The following is a 16238-nucleotide window of genomic DNA, read 5'->3' on the forward strand; positions in this document are numbered from 1 at the left end:
AACATGGCATTCATAAGTTGATGTTTGAAGGGACGATATGTCATGGCGCGGGCGACAAAGAAACTCACAGATACGTGGTTGAAGCGTGCGAAGATCGCGAACGGGGTGCACAGCGATGGGGACGGCCTTTACCTGCGGGTGCAGGGGACGAGCAGGTCGTGGATCTATATCTATTCCTTCGAAGGCAAACGTCGAGAGATGGGGTTGGGCGCATATCCAAGCGTCGGCCTTGCTGACGCGCGGGAGCATGCCGAGGCGGCGCGAAAGGTACGTGCCACAGGGGGCGATCCGATTGTACTCCGTGAGGCAGCGCGAGAGGCAGCGAAGGCGGCGAATGTCGTGGCCGAAGTTGCCAAGGTGACAGGCCTTTTTGCAGGCGTCGCGGCACAGTTCATTTCCGCAAAGGAACGCGGTTGGACCTACGATATCACGACCAAGTACAAGGGATATCTGCGGAACCATCTCGTGACGTTTGGTGCGAAGCTTTGCGCCGACATCACGACCAACGACGTTTGCGACGCTATCCGCGAAACGTGGGACACGCCGACAGGCCCTTACCTGCGGTCGTTTATCGAGCGCGTGATGGACTACGCCATGGTGAGCGGCATCTGCCCCGAACGCCTCAACCCGGCGCGTATCGAAGCGGTACGGCACGTCCTACACGACAGGGCACACGAGACGAAACATCATGCGGCCATGCCGTTTGCCGACGTACCGGCGTTTGCGAAAGGGTTGGGCGAGCTTGGCACCGTGCCGGGGAGGGCGCTGCTGTTCTGCATTCTCACTGCGACGCGTCAGCGCGAGGTACGGGAGGTCACCTGGCGCGAGTTCGACGCCGACTTGACCCTGTGGACGATTCCGAAGGCACGCTACAAGACACGCACCGATCATCGCATTCCGATCAGCGAGGCCGCGCGTGCCCTGCTACTGTCGATTGGCACCAACCGCGATCCGGATACGCTCGTGTTCCCCGGCCAGCGAAAAGGCCGCCCGATCTCCCAGCACATCTTTGCTTCGCTGATCAACGACGGGTTCAAACCGCACGGCTTTCGCACCTCATTCATCGGATGGGCAACGAAAGTCGGCAAGTTCTCTGACGATATGGCGCAGCGTTGCCTCGGGCACCTGACGGGAACAGAAGTAAGCAGGGCCTACGACCGCGACGACCGTTTGGACGAGCGCAGGGTGATGCACGACCAGTGGGCAACGTACATTGCCACAGGGGCATGACGCGCAACTTTCACCGGCCCCGGGTAGTTTATTTAGGGGTGCGTCTTATGACTGACGCCGAAACCGCCGCGCACCGGCAGGGATCGATCTGTTTGTGTTCAACGGGGGCGGCGCCGATCCGCGATCTAGCGCCTGTGCAACGGTGTTTCCCACAGTTTCCGGGATCACTCTAATTTCATTGTTGACACCGCGCCGCGGCCCTGCGCCTATCTTAGCTGTTCCTTTTAGAACTTTTCTCAATGGCGAGATCTGTCTTGAAAGGAACGCTCCCATGATAATCACCCTCGACCTTGGACAGGCGCTCACGCTTGTCGCTAGCCTATTCGGCGTTGTCGCCGGTTTCATCGCGATTGCTCGCTTCGTCAAATGGTGGTGGCACAAACCCCCTGAACCGGGCGAGTGATGTCGAAGTACGACTGACGCGAAACGTGCAGGCAGGTTCCCATACTTGCCCCGTCAGTGCGTTCGCCCACGAGTACTGCACAACGTTTACCCTTTTACCTTGCGTTTGCTGACCGCGCCGTGTGACAAGTGCCGGTATTGAGGGGGAACACCATGGCAAGATGCACAGCACCAAGACGAGGCCATCGCACTGCGAGCGGTCGAGCGGAATGCCCTCAATGCGGTGGCCGCGGCGGCTACGGTGGCGGATACGGCAGCAGCTACGGTTCGTACTCGCGACCGTCCTACCCCTCTTTCGGCGGCGGCGGGGTCAGCCGGAGTAGCGGCGGCGGGTCCAGCAGCAGCGCAAGGCCAAGATGGTCCCGATCTGGTTCGTCTGTGGCGTACACGATTGCCGAGGTGCGGGCACTCACGCCGATCCGCGAAACCGTCGAGAAGCGAGCGGAGCTTCCTGTTGCACCCGATCTTCGCGATGTGTTCCTATGTCATGCGTGGGCGGACCGACAGGAAGATGCAACGGAACTTTACAACCTGCTCAAAGCGCTCAACGTCTCCGTCTGGTTTAGCGAAAAGGACATTCCTCTTGGATCGTCGTACCTCCGCGAAATTGACAGGGGATTGGCAAAGTCGCGCGTCGGGATCGTCCTGGTGACTCCCGCGCTGCTACTTCGCCTTCCGACAGGCGGCGTTGCAGACCGCGAGCTTTCGGCGCTTCTCGCGACTGACCAACTCGTGCCCATTATTCATAACACGACTTACGAGGCTCTTCGAAACGTCAGTCCCTTGCTGGCCTCGCGAAACGGCCTAAGCACGGGGGAAAATTCGATGGCAGAAGTGGCGGCCAAGCTCGCCGAACTGGTCGCGCCTTCGTTGTAGCAAGGTATGTCAGCGATCGTCACGGACCTTTGCGTAGGTTTGGCGAGCTTCTGTGCCGAGCATCATCCGTCTGGACTCGGACGTACGTTAGTCGCAATCTCCCCGAGGGGAGAGGGGTATGGGCGTCCGTGGGAAAAAGACTTCTCGGCCTAGGCGCAGGCGTTCGTTGCTAGAGCAGCGGGCGCTAATCCCGGTCCTGTTGTGCGGTGTTGCCGCTACCAGCTACTTCATCCCGCAGGGCGAACTGCACCCGCTACCGACTGTGCATCGGCAGGGAGATTCCAGGGCGTCCGTACCAAGTGGATGCAACATCAAGGGTAATATCAGCGTCACGACAGGGGAGCGCATCTATCACATGCCCGGTCAGCGCTATTACAACGAGACGGTCGTCAACCCGGCAAAAGGCGAACGCTGGTTCTGCTCTCAATGGGACGCGTGGTGGGCCGGCTGGCGGAAGTCAAAGGTGTAACCGTCGATGTCAGGTTGAACCTCCGTCCTACAGTTCTAGCAGCCGCTCGGGCGCCGGCAGGTCCAAAAAGTGTGACTGAATAAAGCGGTCGGGGACACAGTCGGTTAAGTCGTGGTTCATCGACCGCGTCAAGCTATGTGCGTTGCGGGATTTCTTGGGGGGTACAACAGCGCCCGAAACTGGGCTGGCTCAGGCAACAGGGCGCCCGTCTATGCGGCCTGAGCCTTGACTTTCTCACCGGTAGGCCAGACGGTATGTTTCTCTTGCAAGGACGATGAAGGGATCTTCCAACATGCGTCATTGTGGATCTTATGCGCCGCTTGGGGGTCGTGGCGCCATTTTGATGTCCGTCGCCGTTAAGTCAGCGCTCTCATCAAGAATGAGGGAGAAGACGAAGCTCCTCTTTATTGCCTTCGCAGTGCTTGTTTCATCGTCCCTTCCAAGTGTTTCATCAAGTATACTTGGTTCATCGGGAGATAGCTCGCTTGATGATTATCTGAAGAAATTCAAATCTAAATCGGAAAACGCAGAATCCGAGCCGCCCGAACAGGCCGAAGCCTCTAAAACGTTATCTCTGCAGTGTGACATACAATATCGCTGCTCAGCAGTTATTGACTCAATTCACTATTGGGACCCGTGCCAAGGACACTCCCTGCGTGACGATGCCGCTTTTGCGATAAACTTGTCTGATGGAAGTGCAATTGTAAATTTATATAGAGCTGGTCGCAGCTTTCGCGCTTTCGCCGACGATGCTTCGATAACTCTTCTTCGAAAGACTTCCGAGCTTACCGTGAACATAACAATAGATAGATACAACGGTGAATTGACAGGCAGCTTAGAGGACAGCCAGTCGGGGGTCGATTATAAAGGATATTGCAAGGCGACTGAGAAACAGTTTTAGCCTAGTGGCTTGTACAATGCGTGGTCCCAGCAGGAAGAACCCTGACAAGCGTGGGGAACGACTTTCGATTGCGGCGAGCGCGCTAAAGCAAAGTCAACGCGTTGCGGGGTCATTGTAGATTTCCCCCATCTGACACGTTTTACGACATGCGGCGCCTGTCGTGGCGGCATCACGTTCACAGGCGTCTCTTGCGTCCTGCTCGGCTTTAGCTGAACATTTCCGTTGGGCTGCCCAGAAATTCTGATCGCATTGAGTGCATTGGAGCGGTTTGGACTCCATAAGCCCGCCCTCAACTGGCACGGGGATGGCTGGGCTTGGCCCTGCTGACGCGGGCTGGCAGGTAAGTACGGCATACAGCGCAACAGCCAAGACTCGGGTAAGCATGTTTGTCCTCCCGTGACGAAGACCTGTCTGTCTCATTGTGCTTCCTTTTGCATATTTTCACAAGACTTCCAGACTTCAAGCGGATTTGGCGCATTAGAGACAGGGCGCTAGGACGCCAATCTGTGCAATGCAAACAGTGTCGCGCGGGTTCGCGGACATCGGTCATAGATGGGGTCATAGATAGAGGCGGTTGCCACAGGGGGCATGACGCGCACCCTTTGACGCCCTGTGGCATGTTTCTCGCGTCGGTTTTAGGGGTGGTACTTATGACCGACGCCGCAAACCCGCGCGCTTAAAGGGTTCGATCTGTTTGCAACGAACAATGGCGTCGATCGTATCGCGTTCGCGCAGGGGCGAGTATAGAAAAAAGCACAGCGCAGGGGGATGCGGATCTTCTGGTTGCGGAGAAGGCTAAGGAACTATCTGTCCCTTGAGGCTTCGCCAAGGACAGGCCAACCATGTACAGCCTCACTGGCCTTGGTGCCTGTGCCGCCATCATGAACGCCGTGCAGCACTAACCATTCCCCTGGAGAGAGTCCGGCTCCCGGCGGCGTTCCCTTCGTTCTTCAAGGAACAGCTTGGTGTGCTCGTCCCACTCAAGGGGTGTTGTCCCGTGCTCTTGAACGAAGTTTCCAAACTCCTTGCGCAGGTCGGCAAGGTCCAAAGCCCAAAGATACTCACCGCTACCGGGGTTCGACATCGCTTTCACCAATCCGCCCATACTCCCGGAATTAAGTTGGCTTCGCGGTTGAGCCTTCAAGGTGGCAATGCGGGATAATTTGCTCGGTTCCTAATATGCCTATATCTTAGGCAGTGCGGGGGGCCTCCTGTCTTCCCGCAGTGGCCGGTGCGGTTAACCCCCCGCAAGCATGCCCAACTGCACCGGCCATTTCTAGGCCGGGTACTACTTTCGGTACGCTTTCAGACACTGAATCACGCGCGGGGAACCTTCTTCATCTTACCTGAGTTAGGCGCCTAGGAGGGTTCGCGAGTGAACCAGGCTGGCAAGCAGACGGCAACCAGGCCGGAGACATTGGTCGTGGTCAAAGAGGGTGGAATTAGCGAGGCTCAAGCCCGTGAACTGATAATGTTCGTAGGGCCTAGCTGGTCGTCACTGGTCCGGGAAGCCAAACTGCTTGCACGCACGCCCGCTCATGATCGCGGATTGCAGCGGCGTCTCTGACTTCCATGCGAGGGCGCGCGCCAACTCGATATCGTTCAATGGGCGCTGACAGCGCGCCATTTCGCGGGCGGTGCTACTTGCTGACGATCCAATCCACCAAGGCAGGTTCGATCCTCTCGCACTCGGTCAAATCATGGACCAGGGCCTCGGCCAGATCGCGCCATTGACACTCAGGCACGCCCCTTTCCTTGACTATGGCTCGGAATGCAGAGCGGAGGATGTCGGCCTGAAAAGCGGAGACGGCAACAGGTGCGGGGTCGGCATCTTCCCAGCCTCGCGCCACATCGTCGCTATAACGATGACGAAGGCGCTTCAGCAGTTCGCGAGAGGCTCGGATGGCCAGGCGCGATTTGTCCATGTCCCGGCGAAATCCAGGGGGGTCCGCCATGGACTTCTGCCACATCAGCAGGCTGGCCGCTTTCGCAGTGGCCGCTCGAGCGATTTCTATGGGTGTTGCAACCATCGCATCCCTCCCGAAAGCAATGGTAAACGCCGAATTAATAGGCCCGCCGAACTCCTCTCTTCAATCAAAAACTACTGTACGGATTCATACCAAAATTGCCGCCTGACTAGCGCCTGCTTTGTCTTGCTAGGTGGACCCACCTAGCGACCCTAGCAGCGCCCGTTAGCGCGTAGGGTCATCGTTGCACGTTGAACAACGCTGCCGCGCGCCCTGGTACCCAGTACGGGCGGCGCGCACCCCATTGCTCGCATCCGGGGTTCCCGATATGTTCACCCTCGTGGGTCACACCTTCCGATCGCTGATCGCTGACGGCATGCTGGTGACGGCGCACTGCCTCAGGACCGGCTGCGGCCACAAGCAGGAGCTGGACCTTGTGCGCCTGCGCGACACGCTTGGCCCCGACACGCCTGCCATGCGCGACGACCTGCTGCCCCGGATGAAGTGCAGCGAGTGCCAAGGCCGCAACGTGGATTTGATTTACTCGCCTGACTATTCGACGCTCGACGCCAAGCGCATCGGCAACGCCTATGCAAAGGCGCGCGACGCCAGTTAGACTGACCGATGGTATTGTCGCTAGCAATGGGGGAGGGCAGCACAATGAATTGGGCCGACTTTATGGGTGGCGTGTTGGTAATCGCCGCATGGCTGATGGCATATCTTGGCGGTTGGGGCTCAGCGCACTGGGTCCGAGACGGCAATCACCCTGCGGCGTCTTGGGCGCCATCGATGAACTGGGTTGTCGGTTCGGTGCCCGTCGGCCTGTTCGGTCTTTTCGCCATTTTTCGGTGGGGCCTTTGACAGGTCGCACCACGAAAGGCAGCGCGGTCAGCAAACTAAAGGGTAGGGGGGTATGTCATGTCGCATCGAACGCGGCGACCCCACGTGCTGACGCCCTGCGGTCGGATTGCGGTCGGTTTCGCGTCAGTCGTCGCGTCGAGGTCGCTCGCCCCGGGGCGCTTCGACTTGATTGAGGGGCCGCCATTGTTTGTCGCAAACATGTAGACCGGCGCGTTTGGTGGGGTTGAGGCGATCGAGCGCCATAGTCATAAGGTTTGGTCATAAGACGCGTACTTGCCACAGGGTGGCGGTCGTGCCTCAGTTGAGTCTATGCGCGTTCGACAACCAGCGCGATATCACCGCGTGAGTGTCGCGCAGCTTCTTAGCGATTTCGTCCTTTAGTTGATCCGGCAGGTGGGAGTCCTTTGCAAACTGCGTCGCCTCGTCCAGCGTGTGGAGCAGCTTGTTTGCTTCCTTGTCAGCGTCCTTGTCCACGGCGTCAGTTCTCGCGGCCATACATCTCGTGATACTGCTGCCAGCGCTTTGCGGCGTCCTTCTCGAAGAGCTCAGGATTGCAGCAGCTGCCATCCGGGCAGCACTCATCGTTGATCGGTTCGTGGTACGCGTTGCCTTTCGCCCATTCCAACACATGGATGCGGCATCGCTCTTGATACGGATTGGGCTTGCGGGCGCTCATATCCAGTTCCTTATGCCACAGGGGAGTTGGCGCGTCACTTCGTACTGTTTCGGCGTCGAGATCGACTATTGCGAGGCGTTGCAGGGGTTTTGCAGGGGTTCGGTTTCGGCGAAACGCATATGTTGCAAGGTGTTGCATTGTGTTGCAGGGGTAAAATGAAAAGGTATGTCTCATCACAGACGAAGATAGGGAACTAACAATTGTCGTTGCACCGTGCAACGCCCCTGCAACGCTGCAACGAGCTACTATTTTGCTGTCTGGATGAGGGGAAACTCAGTGCGCCTCGCCGAAATTTGGTCGTCATTCAACGCTATTCCGAGGTATGCCTGATACTGTACAAGCTTCCCCTGCTTCGCTGATTCTTCGACATCCTTTATCCGCGCCTTGTCGATTTGCCCCGAAAACGCCGACAGCAGGTTCTTACTGAACATTTCCTTGGTGCCAGGTTTCCAGTTGTTTTGCAGGCACCAACGATGCCATGCCGCATAAAGCTCGTCCTTTCGCACCTCGAGCGCTGTACCGCCCCTGTGGCAAAATTCGTTGACGAAATTGATCTCGGGTGACCCGAGAAGCTGCATCGTCTCTATGCTATCTTTCGACGTCTCAGGCTGGATGAAATTCCCGCGCGCCATCAAACGTCGCAAACCTGTCAACGCCCAATTCAGCACGCCGGTCGCCTCGGGTCGCAGTTTCAGGTCGAACAGTGTGCGCTCTTCGCGTCCGAGAAATGAGATCTTGAACCGCATCATGATGATACGCGAGGGCAGCACGCCCGAGTTGTCGGTGATGCCGAGCAGGCCGTTCGATGAAATCACAAAGCGGGTGTTCAGCTTAGCTGTCACCTTGCCTTTGTACTTGCGCTGCACCGGAACAACGTCCTCGCCCGACACGCCTTTGAGGCGCTCGGCGATCACGCCCGAGTCTGTGTGCTTGCTGATTTTCGCGTCGCCGACGACGGCGACTGTTGCGTCGAGCAGTTCTTCCATGCCGAACGGTTGCGCCAACATGTCGAGCGATAGCGCCTCGACATTTGATGCCCCGCACAGGTGGCCGATCATTCGCAAAATCGTGCCCTTGCCCGCGCGACCTGGGCCATTGAACATAAAGATCTTTTGCATCGACGTGTCCGAGGTCAGCAAGTAACCCATGATCTCTTGCAGCGTGTCTATCGACTGCTGATCGTCGGGCCATACCTCACGCACGAATGCCATCCAGTTCGGGCACCCTGTGTCGGCAGCATCGAAGTGGACGTCGGTCGCGCCAGTATTGAAAAAATGCGGGTTGCACGCCAAGCAGGTCGATGTCGAATGATGGTACAGCCCGTTCTTGAACGGAATATAATCGCGTCCCTCCGTGACGGGTGACGTTGCCGTCAACCATGCAGGCGCGGCAATTGCAGCGTTCACGCCAACAAGCGCTGTCAGCGCATCCACGACGTTGTCAACGGCGTTCGATGTCGGGTTAAACGGCGAATAAACTGTCACGCCTGTCTGCTTGTCGATTTCCTTGACCTTTGCCGAGTCGAGAAATTCCCAAATCGCCTGCCTGACCGATTTGTCGTCCACGAGCTTGTAGTACGACCCGTTCCAGAAATAGAATATTCGGCGCCAGTATTTAAGCGTGATCGCGCTGCCCGCTGTGCACTGTCGCTTTACGAACTCGCGGGCGCTTTCCATTGGCGCTGCGCGATTGAGCACGATGCGGGCGGCCTCTTCCGCTGCAGCACGCTGCGCGGCCTGCTGTGCAGCAACGCTGATATCGCCAGGCATCTCGTGCGCGTGCCCGTTCATGTTCACACGTATCAGCGCTGCGTCGATGGTAACGCGCTCGAACCCTGCTTCAATGAGCGCGGCAATGCTCGCTGTGTCGGCATAACCCAAGGCGCGTGAATTCTTGATGTACTGTTCAACAGCGCTCACGACGTTGCCCCTCCGCGCTTCGTTGCCCACCCATCGGGGATCACGACGTTTGCTACAGGCGAGTGTTTCAACCTGATCTGCGCGATGTTGGCGCCCCCTTGCTGTGCCATGTAGACGATAGAACCGACGCCCAATTTACCGGGGCATTTGAACCCCTGCCATTTTCGCGCAAGGGCATCGATACCGGTGTATTTCGCACCGCCTGTGGCACGCGACCATTCATCCCATAGGCGCAACCCTGCGTTCGATCCGTTTGTCTCTGTGCAAAGCGCCATGCCGACATCGACCCATCCTTTGTAGTATTCGGGGTCGAGGCGGATATACGTCAGCAGTTCCGCCAAGCACGCTATCGGGTAGGTGCCCGGAACGTTCTCGCCTTCGCTTGTGTGGCATTCCTCGGGGTGCTGCTTCTCGATGCCTGCCAGCACGTATTCAACGAAGCCGTCGCCATCGTCATCAAACGGTGGCAGGTCGTTAAGTCTGTCGCCCGTGACATCGCAATATCTCGACGGGCCTGATAGCACGTCGATGGCATACAGCTTTTTGAGAATGCGCACGCCACGCCGATCAGCGAAGCTTTTCGTAACCCTCACGAAGAAATGCGCACCTCGGCCGCTGCGTGACCGTTCGCCGAATGTGAGGCGAAGCAGTGCGTTGCCCGTCGCTGCGCGCCACAGCTTGCGCTTCGCGTTCAGTTCTTCGTCATACGTTGCGGCGCGCTCGAACGGATCGAAGTCGAACGTCAGCAGGGTTGTGCCCATGATAGCGCCGACGCCTCGAGCGAGGTCGCCCCACTTCTCCCATGCGTCAACGGCCGTCTCCGCATCACATTGATGCTCTGGTTCGATCCAGCCCGCACTACGCGGAAACATAGGGCGCTTATCTTTCGCATCGGCGACAATATGCCCCGACGCGCCCAACAGTATTAACGCCTGTAGAGCGAGGTTATATTTAGGGTTATACATAAATTTGGACCTGTCACTGTGCGTTGACATTCTGTGACGGGTGCAATATATTCGGGGTGCGTTGTTCCCTGAATCTGACCGATCACGTTTGACGCCCCTGCTTTCACGAGTGGGGGCGTTGTCGTTTTGACAGGCGGTTATGTGTCGGTGCTCATTTCTCGCGTCCCCGCAAATGCGCCATCAAGGCAGGGTTTGCATGCCGCAGGGGCACGCCGCGTTGACGAGTGAAGCGGGTCTCGGGCGCTGTTAGGCGCGGGTTCATACTAGGCGACTTGGGCGGTCGGCTCAACTGATGGTGCGGCCGCAACCGGCACCACGACAGCAGGCATAACCTTATATTCCGGCATGAAATAGGCGACTAGCTTGGCGAAATCGTCGCCGTTCGGAACGACGCCCGGGTTGTGCATCCAATACCTGAAACGCGGATAGGGCACATTCGATTGCTGGGACATTTCGGTGATCGGAATGCGCCTCATGAAGGCCAGTTGGCGCATATGTGCGCTCATATCGGCGCCCACCTGCGAGACGAAGGTTGGTCTAAGAATTTCAGTCATTGTGTTGCCTTTCGCAAATACAATCGGAAACGAAGATCACAATTGACAATGACGTTATTGCATTTTAACGTATTGATCAAGGGGTGATCGTTGCGTTATTTTTAGCACCCAACTAAATGAGACTATACCGTAAAGGATATACTGTGAACCAGTTGCCACCCACCAGATTCGCCGACCTCGGCCTCGTGTGGCAGGACATCCCAGCGCCTTCCGCACCTGAACCCGGCACCATATTCAAACCGGATTATGCGAAACCCGACCGGCCACATATCCCATCAGGCCGATACGCGGCGACGCTGATCGATAGCGGGCGCCGGCTAATGCAAGACACGCCAGGACGCGCAATAAAGGCCGGGCCGTATGTCTACCTCACATTTATGCTGACGGACGCACCACCGCATCTGCAAGGCGCGCTGATCGGTGACACGCTCCATCTCTGGGACGCTGATCCTCATGTCGGGTTCGACGCGGAATGCCGCCTGCATCATCTCCTCGCTGCCACAGGGATTGGACACGTCTACGCCGCATCGCACGAGTTGCACGGCCTGCCCCTCGAACTCGAACTGATCACGGTCGGCCCGACAACCTTGGTTCACAAGTACTGGCCGCGTCGTGCGCGTGTCGAGGTGACAGAAACGCATACCTTATCGGTCACGACGCGGCACCCTTGACAGCATCAAAGGCAATACCGCAATGAAATGCGTACCCCACTGAAACCAAAAGGATATATCCTCCATGCAGCAGCACGCAACGCTAGCAGCAACAATGCTTGCCAACCCTGATTGTTGGGGCACCCCTGTGCCTGTCTCCGACGAGCAGGCCGATGCAGACTTGGCCGCTTGGCAACTAGGGCGCACCGTTCGCATGATCTGCGGCGCTGATTGCGCGGATGGCAGCTGTCTGGAGGACCCGCAGCGTACATACGATGATCTGCTCGACATCATTCCCGATTTGCCTGCCGAGGGCACTATGCGTGCGCAGGCGGCAGTACTGGTGAGAATGTGCCTGATGCTGATCCGCGAACGTGCCACAGGGGCAAGGGCGTGAGCGTGGGGCAGGATGTCCAGTTCGAATCACGGGATGTGTCGAGCAATCTGGACCGGAGAGAAGACGAAGTCGCCAGCGCCGCACTACCAAAACCGGCACCGCAGGTTATAAGGTCCGCTTGGTTAGTTGGAGCGTACATGAAAGATGCAAGCCAAAACGGAGTCTGCCGATAGGCGCCATCTGCTCACTCCGCCAGCCCAGGTCTTCTGGCTAAGTGGTGGAATGAGGTTGATTGTGGACGCGGAGCGTAGTTGCCGGTTGCTCACGGTGAGTCCGCATCGCGTGGCTTCGTTCAAACTTGGCGACAGCAAAATCGGCTCCGTTCTGTTCGATTATAAAAACATCCGCGTTCTAGCCCATAGTATGTCCTTCAGTGACAGAGATCTAAACGATCCAATTGCTGACCAATTCGTTCTGTTTGCGGTCAAGGATAGGGAATATTTGACCAGTACTCAGCAGATCTATTGGTCCGGAGTTGGCAACGTTTTCAACGAAAATGGCAAGTACGATGAGGAAGGAATGGTCCGGCGTCTGCGTACTCAAATGCGAGTCGCTCATCGGCGCTTTGAAAAGTTGTTCTCGTCTTATTCGCACTTTTTGGATTTTGAAGAGAATGATAGGTCGATCCTTTTCAGGAACAAACATTCGCAGAATATTGGTCTGGAGTTCAGCGCACTTTTGGACAGCCTTTTCTCTCTTAGGGACGCTGTTAACTCCATTGCGTTTAGACTATTGCTCGGCGGAGTTGGAACGTTTGACACCAAGAAGCTGAAAACCAAAATTTTGGGCAAGTCTGATTCCGAGTTTTCGACTTTGCTCGCTAGCTCAATGTTCGAGGAGGCAAGTGGTGATCTTCTTTTGCGAAGAATGTCTACTTACCGTGCGGTTGCCCTTCATTGCTTGGGGACTACCAATCCGGTGACAGGTGATGGCATTTATTTTCGGAAGGATTCGGGGATTTTCGGATCAATTCGTCGAGTAGTATTCCCGCTGTACGATGATATGCAAAAAATGAGAGAGATTGAGACGGGTACTCCTGCCGGTTTCTCGTTTCGGCGCGACGACGAGGAACTGAGGCGGTTTATGGAACGCCCCCGGCACGATGACGCTCTAGATTTTGGCTTTCTAACACTGGCAAGGCTGTTGGATTTGTGTCGCTTACTAGGCTCGGAACTCGGCCTTGAGTCTAGGCTCCTGACCCTGACGGACAACGATATTATTGACTTCAAGACAGTTGTAGACCGTGGCTAGTTTTGCTGCCGTTGCAAACACGAAGGGTCGCGCCAGCTAGCATGCGACAGTCTCAAAGGGTTTCGGAAACTATCCGAGGATCAGGGCACGGTGGCAATGCAGTCATCATGCTTGCGCTTACCATCGCAGTGGCAGCGCTTGCCGCGGGGGCGTCTGGATTGGCGAGCCCTCTCGACCCTGCACCGCACGCTGCGGCAAGCGTGTATGTCATCGACGGTGACACCATCGTGGCAGACCGGGTTCGCATTCGTCTCCTCGGTGTGGACTCGCCCGAGTTCGTCCATCCGCGCTGTGATCATGAGCGCGACCTGGCCGTTGCTGCGCGCGACAGGATGAAGGCGTTGCTTGCCACAGGGGAGGTGACGTTCATCCCGGGCCTCAACGCTGACGGGTCAGGCGATTCCTATGGGCGCACTCTAGCGCATGTCTTCGCTGGCGGCGTCGATGTTGGCGACGTGATGCTGCATGATGGGTACGCGCTCGTGTGGCACCCAGGTCGCGATGCGAAGGTGGAACGCCTATCCCATTGGTGCCCATGAAGTCGACGGTTTGAATGGGCTTCTTCCCTCAATCTGAAATAGTATATCCTGTCGAGGGGGTGCTCAAGCATGGACAGAAAAGATCTTACTCAGTTTGAGTCCGCTATCGGTAAGTTGGCGATGACTTGGGCGCTGGCAGAACTCGGCCTAGATAAGTGTGTCTCGTCGCTCTTTACCACACATGGCGGTTCCACTCTTCGGCCCAAAATCCCGTTGAACGCCGGTGACAAAATTAGATTCTTCAGGCAAGCAGTCCAAAAGGCGTCGCATCTGACGCACGCAGGCGAATACGCTGCGGAGATTGCTGACGAGATGCACATCGTATTGGCCGACCGCAATTGGTGCATCCACGGCACCGCCTTACAGATGATGGAACCCGAGTTCGGAGCCGCAACTATTGTCCTTACCCGACAGGAGCGGCCAAACTTGAAGGGTGTTGAAAAGAAGGAGGTCAGTCTCAAGGACATCGAACGTGCAAGCTTCAGATGCATTCGCCTATCCGTTGCTTTCGGCCTCTTCCTTTGGAAACCCCTTGGAGTGTTACCGAAGGACACTATCCACAACGCGTTTCGCCGTCTCGGAATCGAGGTCCCTGACAATTGGGAATAGCAGATCGACCGTAATCAGATTCGTACAGGCGCGGCATTCGATGCTACTTTGGTTAGCCCGCGTGCTTGATGACTGAGGCTTTGAGGGGGTCTGGCATGGTTCTATCCGTTCCCGGTACATTAGTTCCTGAGCATTTCCTGCCTGCCCTTGGCTTCGTTGATGTGCGGCAGACGCAGATGGACAGGGCAGTCAACCTAGCAATCGGCCATCTGGCGGGACTGGACCACAGTGCGCTGATTGCTTTGCTCTCGCCTGTGAAGAGTCTCGGGACTCGACTCGACATGCTAGAGCGGCTCATACCTCTCAGAACGACGACGACTAATGACAGGGCCAAGCTTGAGGTCATCCGGCGAGAGGTTGCGTTACTAAATGGTGATCGTAACCGGCTCATCCACGACCTACCTTACGGCTACTCGCCTAGTGAAGACGCCGTTATTCTCATCAAGGCCGAGACGTGGACTGACCCGCAGGTCAAGATTTCCCCACCTAAGTCCATCACCACGGATTGGCTGTACGAGCTTGGAAACAATATGTTGCAGGCGGAGATATGGCTTGGCATGCCGTTTCATTCAAACGGTGTTGGCGTGGAGCCGCATCCTAACTGGTTGGACGATGCCGAGTTCCCATGGCCTGACAAATTGGAGAAACTGCTTAGGGATTTGGAGAAGTCTGCACCCACCGCGTCGGGCTGACCTAGTCCCTTCACACGCGGCCAGCTAAATGAGCGTTCACGGCAATCGCGAACGCAGTAATGCGTTCCGCGAAGCGAGAGAATGACGGGGTGGCGGCGCAGATCCTCGTGTAATCCATCTCTTGCCGGGCTTTAGAATCAAAGATCGAGTACCGGATAGTTTCGGGCTCTTGGCTTCCCCAAACGGTGCCATGGGCGAGGACGTTCCGCCGGGCGTAAAGCACACTGGCCTTGTTCTTGATCCGATTCCACTCCGCGAGAAGGGCCGGTTCTTTTAAAACAAGACGACCAACCATGTGATCCATAATTTCCATTCGCCCACGAAAATTGGTCGACGAATAGAACACGTTGCCGAGAATGAAGTACCCTTCGCCTGTCGGGTTCCCTGTGCCTTTGCCGGAGATTGCGCAGAGAACGAGACGGCAAAAAACATCACAGAAGGCATCCTCAACCCGGCTCCATTGCGTTACGGCGAGGCCGATCGCTTCATAGAACTCGGATGGCGTGTTTGGTTTGCTCATGTGCATCTCCCCCTAGAATCGAAATCGGTGCACGATAGGGCGCGTACTGATCACAGGGAACCCGTGGGCGCGTTCGGTGACTTCGACGCGCATAACATACCCCCGCACCGCGAAACCCCCACGCCGACCGCAATGGCGTGGGGGTTCGCAACACCTGCGGCGTATGAACCCGCCACAGGATAGATTCGGGAACCGCAATCTTTCAATCGGCCGCCCCCTTCATCGCATCGCCTTGGCAGCGGTGCGACGATTCCTTATCTCGATCCTATGCCGCCCCCGCCATCGCCCTCGATGCCTTGGTGCCCAACATTCGGCCCTGCACCTGGTTGGCGTACGTTGACGGATATGTTTGCTGCTGCGTTGGCAATACGCGCGGCGGCCGCGTCACCGAACCTGCCACCTGCTGCGGCGAGAATGCCCGCTGCGACATCACCGAACCCTGTGCCCGCGCCGAGGATCGAGGCCGCTGCCTGTGTGCCCCCTGCGGCAACGCTCGTTTCGAGATTGGTGCCGACGGTGCCAAGGGCCGACTGAATGGTCGATGCGCGTGTGGACCGATCTTCAAGCGACGGGTTGGCGTTGAGGGCGCGCGCTGCCGAAAGCTCGCGGTCGGATTTCTCGACCTTCATTATGCGGCCCATCTCGGCAGTCGCTGCGTTGACCTGCACAGTTTGGGTGTTCAGTTTGAGCGGTTGATTTGCCATTCAACGCTTGCTCCTGCGCGTTTTGGCATGCCGCACCGAACGCTCGCAATTCGGCG

At 57.1% G+C, this 16238-nt stretch carries 20 protein-coding genes; 12 read left to right on the forward strand and 8 right to left on the reverse strand.

All coding sequences use genetic code 11. The annotated features are described in order from the left end of the window. Nucleotides 1–42 precede the first annotated feature (42 nt). The 5 genes from NKJ78_RS01295 to NKJ78_RS01315 all read left to right on the forward strand — a co-directional run bounded on the left by NKJ78_RS01295 (nt 43) and on the right by NKJ78_RS01315 (nt 3878). The gene (locus NKJ78_RS01295; RefSeq protein WP_352562298.1) at nt 43–1230 is read left to right on the forward strand and encodes a tyrosine-type recombinase/integrase; all 1188 of its coding nucleotides are present in this window, start codon (nt 43–45) and stop codon (nt 1228–1230) included. A 271-nt stretch (nt 1231–1501) separates the two neighbouring features. Beyond that, nucleotides 1502–1633 (forward strand): hypothetical protein, encoded by a 132-nt coding sequence (locus NKJ78_RS01300; protein WP_352562299.1) that lies wholly within the window; start codon nt 1502–1504, stop codon nt 1631–1633. A 377-nt stretch (nt 1634–2010) separates the two neighbouring features. Further along, on the forward strand, nt 2011–2508 hold the full coding sequence (locus tag NKJ78_RS01305; RefSeq protein ID WP_352562300.1) for a toll/interleukin-1 receptor domain-containing protein: 498 nt from the start codon (nt 2011–2013) through the stop codon (nt 2506–2508). Nucleotides 2509–2626: 118 nt separating this feature from the next. Beyond that, nucleotides 2627–2977: a sunset domain-containing protein gene (locus NKJ78_RS01310; RefSeq protein WP_352562301.1), complete on the forward strand. Its 351-nt coding sequence runs from the start codon at nt 2627–2629 to the stop codon at nt 2975–2977. A gap of 343 nt (nt 2978–3320) precedes the next feature. Then, a complete protein-coding gene (locus NKJ78_RS01315; RefSeq protein WP_352562302.1) occupies nt 3321–3878 on the forward strand; it encodes a hypothetical protein in 558 nt (185 codons plus the stop codon). A 1640-nt stretch (nt 3879–5518) separates the two neighbouring features. Here the strand turns inward: NKJ78_RS01315 and NKJ78_RS01320 are convergent. Further along, nucleotides 5519–5908: a hypothetical protein gene (locus tag NKJ78_RS01320; RefSeq protein ID WP_352562303.1), complete on the reverse strand. Its 390-nt coding sequence runs from the start codon at nt 5906–5908 to the stop codon at nt 5519–5521. Between the two features lie 265 nt (nt 5909–6173). Between NKJ78_RS01320 and NKJ78_RS01325 the strand changes: the two genes are divergently transcribed. After that, nucleotides 6174–6461, forward strand: coding sequence for a hypothetical protein (locus tag NKJ78_RS01325; protein WP_352562304.1), 288 nt, complete (start codon nt 6174–6176; stop codon nt 6459–6461). 542 nt (nt 6462–7003) lie between these two features. Here the strand turns inward: NKJ78_RS01325 and NKJ78_RS01330 are convergent. The 5 genes from NKJ78_RS01330 to NKJ78_RS01350 all read right to left on the reverse strand — a co-directional run bounded on the left by NKJ78_RS01330 (nt 7004) and on the right by NKJ78_RS01350 (nt 10820). After that, nucleotides 7004–7180, reverse strand: coding sequence for a hypothetical protein (locus NKJ78_RS01330; RefSeq protein ID WP_352562305.1), 177 nt, complete (start codon nt 7178–7180; stop codon nt 7004–7006). A 4-nt stretch (nt 7181–7184) separates the two neighbouring features. Further along, a complete protein-coding gene (locus tag NKJ78_RS01335; protein ID WP_352562306.1) occupies nt 7185–7382 on the reverse strand; it encodes a hypothetical protein in 198 nt (65 codons plus the stop codon). A gap of 245 nt (nt 7383–7627) precedes the next feature. Continuing rightward, a complete protein-coding gene (locus NKJ78_RS01340) occupies nt 7628–9301 on the reverse strand; it encodes a DNA primase family protein (protein ID WP_352562307.1) in 1674 nt (557 codons plus the stop codon). Further along, nucleotides 9298–10266: a PriCT-2 domain-containing protein gene (locus NKJ78_RS01345; RefSeq protein ID WP_352562308.1), complete on the reverse strand. Its 969-nt coding sequence runs from the start codon at nt 10264–10266 to the stop codon at nt 9298–9300. Before NKJ78_RS01345 ends, NKJ78_RS01340 begins: the two co-directional genes overlap by 4 nt. 263 nt (nt 10267–10529) lie before the next feature. After that, nucleotides 10530–10820 carry a hypothetical protein gene (locus NKJ78_RS01350; RefSeq protein WP_352562309.1) on the reverse strand — a complete coding sequence of 97 codons (291 nt, stop codon included), beginning with the start codon at nt 10818–10820 and terminating at the stop codon, nt 10530–10532. 143 nt (nt 10821–10963) lie between these two features. On the opposite strand from NKJ78_RS01350, the gene NKJ78_RS01355 reads away from it, so the two are divergent. The 6 genes from NKJ78_RS01355 (at nt 10964) to NKJ78_RS01380 (ending at nt 14958) form a co-directional block, all read left to right on the forward strand. Beyond that, entirely contained in the window at nt 10964–11491 is a 528-nt protein-coding gene (locus tag NKJ78_RS01355) for a hypothetical protein (RefSeq protein ID WP_352562310.1), read from the forward strand. A 64-nt stretch (nt 11492–11555) separates the two neighbouring features. Further along, nucleotides 11556–11867, forward strand: a complete 312-nt coding sequence (locus NKJ78_RS01360; RefSeq protein WP_352562311.1) for a hypothetical protein — start codon at nt 11556–11558, stop codon at nt 11865–11867. Nucleotides 11868–12011: 144 nt separating this feature from the next. After that, nucleotides 12012–13118 (forward strand): hypothetical protein, encoded by a 1107-nt coding sequence (locus tag NKJ78_RS01365; RefSeq protein ID WP_352562312.1) that lies wholly within the window; start codon nt 12012–12014, stop codon nt 13116–13118. A gap of 107 nt (nt 13119–13225) precedes the next feature. Further along, the gene (locus NKJ78_RS01370; protein ID WP_352562313.1) at nt 13226–13657 is read left to right on the forward strand and encodes a thermonuclease family protein; all 432 of its coding nucleotides are present in this window, start codon (nt 13226–13228) and stop codon (nt 13655–13657) included. 69 nt (nt 13658–13726) lie between these two features. Next, nucleotides 13727–14266 carry a hypothetical protein gene (locus NKJ78_RS01375; RefSeq protein ID WP_352562314.1) on the forward strand — a complete coding sequence of 180 codons (540 nt, stop codon included), beginning with the start codon at nt 13727–13729 and terminating at the stop codon, nt 14264–14266. A 95-nt stretch (nt 14267–14361) separates the two neighbouring features. Continuing rightward, complete coding sequence (locus tag NKJ78_RS01380) at nt 14362–14958, forward strand: hypothetical protein (protein ID WP_352562315.1); 597 nt, start codon at nt 14362–14364, stop codon at nt 14956–14958. 10 nt (nt 14959–14968) lie between these two features. Here the strand turns inward: NKJ78_RS01380 and NKJ78_RS01385 are convergent, their stop codons facing one another. Both NKJ78_RS01385 and NKJ78_RS01390 read right to left on the reverse strand, forming a co-directional pair. Next, on the reverse strand, nt 14969–15478 hold the full coding sequence (locus NKJ78_RS01385) for a hypothetical protein (RefSeq protein WP_352562316.1): 510 nt from the start codon (nt 15476–15478) through the stop codon (nt 14969–14971). 254 nt (nt 15479–15732) lie between these two features. Beyond that, nucleotides 15733–16182, reverse strand: coding sequence for a hypothetical protein (locus NKJ78_RS01390; protein WP_352562317.1), 450 nt, complete (start codon nt 16180–16182; stop codon nt 15733–15735). Nucleotides 16183–16238: the final 56 nt, after the last annotated feature.

The sequence above is a fragment of the Mesorhizobium sp. M0037 genome, assembly GCF_040323635.1.
Classification (GTDB): domain Bacteria; phylum Pseudomonadota; class Alphaproteobacteria; order Rhizobiales; family Rhizobiaceae; genus Mesorhizobium.

What these genes read in the sequence shown, in the direction of transcription:
- NKJ78_RS01295 (WP_352562298.1), top strand. Translation starts at nt 43, where the DNA reads ATGGCGCGGGCGACAAAGAAACTCACAGATACGTGGTTGAAGCGTGCG.
- NKJ78_RS01300 (WP_352562299.1), top strand. Translation starts at nt 1,502, where the DNA reads ATGATAATCACCCTCGACCTTGGACAGGCGCTCACGCTTGTCGCTAGC.
- NKJ78_RS01310 (WP_352562301.1), top strand. Translation starts at nt 2,627, where the DNA reads ATGGGCGTCCGTGGGAAAAAGACTTCTCGGCCTAGGCGCAGGCGTTCG.
- NKJ78_RS01315 (WP_352562302.1), top strand. Translation starts at nt 3,321, where the DNA reads ATGTCCGTCGCCGTTAAGTCAGCGCTCTCATCAAGAATGAGGGAGAAG.
- NKJ78_RS01320 (WP_352562303.1), bottom strand. Translation starts at nt 5,908, where the DNA reads ATGGTTGCAACACCCATAGAAATCGCTCGAGCGGCCACTGCGAAAGCG.
- NKJ78_RS01325 (WP_352562304.1), top strand. Translation starts at nt 6,174, where the DNA reads ATGTTCACCCTCGTGGGTCACACCTTCCGATCGCTGATCGCTGACGGC.
- NKJ78_RS01335 (WP_352562306.1), bottom strand. Translation starts at nt 7,382, where the DNA reads ATGAGCGCCCGCAAGCCCAATCCGTATCAAGAGCGATGCCGCATCCAT.
- NKJ78_RS01345 (WP_352562308.1), bottom strand. Translation starts at nt 10,266, where the DNA reads ATGTATAACCCTAAATATAACCTCGCTCTACAGGCGTTAATACTGTTG.
- NKJ78_RS01350 (WP_352562309.1), bottom strand. Translation starts at nt 10,820, where the DNA reads ATGACTGAAATTCTTAGACCAACCTTCGTCTCGCAGGTGGGCGCCGAT.
- NKJ78_RS01360 (WP_352562311.1), top strand. Translation starts at nt 11,556, where the DNA reads ATGCAGCAGCACGCAACGCTAGCAGCAACAATGCTTGCCAACCCTGAT.
- NKJ78_RS01365 (WP_352562312.1), top strand. Translation starts at nt 12,012, where the DNA reads ATGCAAGCCAAAACGGAGTCTGCCGATAGGCGCCATCTGCTCACTCCG.
- NKJ78_RS01370 (WP_352562313.1), top strand. Translation starts at nt 13,226, where the DNA reads ATGCTTGCGCTTACCATCGCAGTGGCAGCGCTTGCCGCGGGGGCGTCT.
- NKJ78_RS01375 (WP_352562314.1), top strand. Translation starts at nt 13,727, where the DNA reads ATGGACAGAAAAGATCTTACTCAGTTTGAGTCCGCTATCGGTAAGTTG.
- NKJ78_RS01380 (WP_352562315.1), top strand. Translation starts at nt 14,362, where the DNA reads ATGGTTCTATCCGTTCCCGGTACATTAGTTCCTGAGCATTTCCTGCCT.
- NKJ78_RS01385 (WP_352562316.1), bottom strand. Translation starts at nt 15,478, where the DNA reads ATGAGCAAACCAAACACGCCATCCGAGTTCTATGAAGCGATCGGCCTC.
- NKJ78_RS01390 (WP_352562317.1), bottom strand. Translation starts at nt 16,182, where the DNA reads ATGGCAAATCAACCGCTCAAACTGAACACCCAAACTGTGCAGGTCAAC.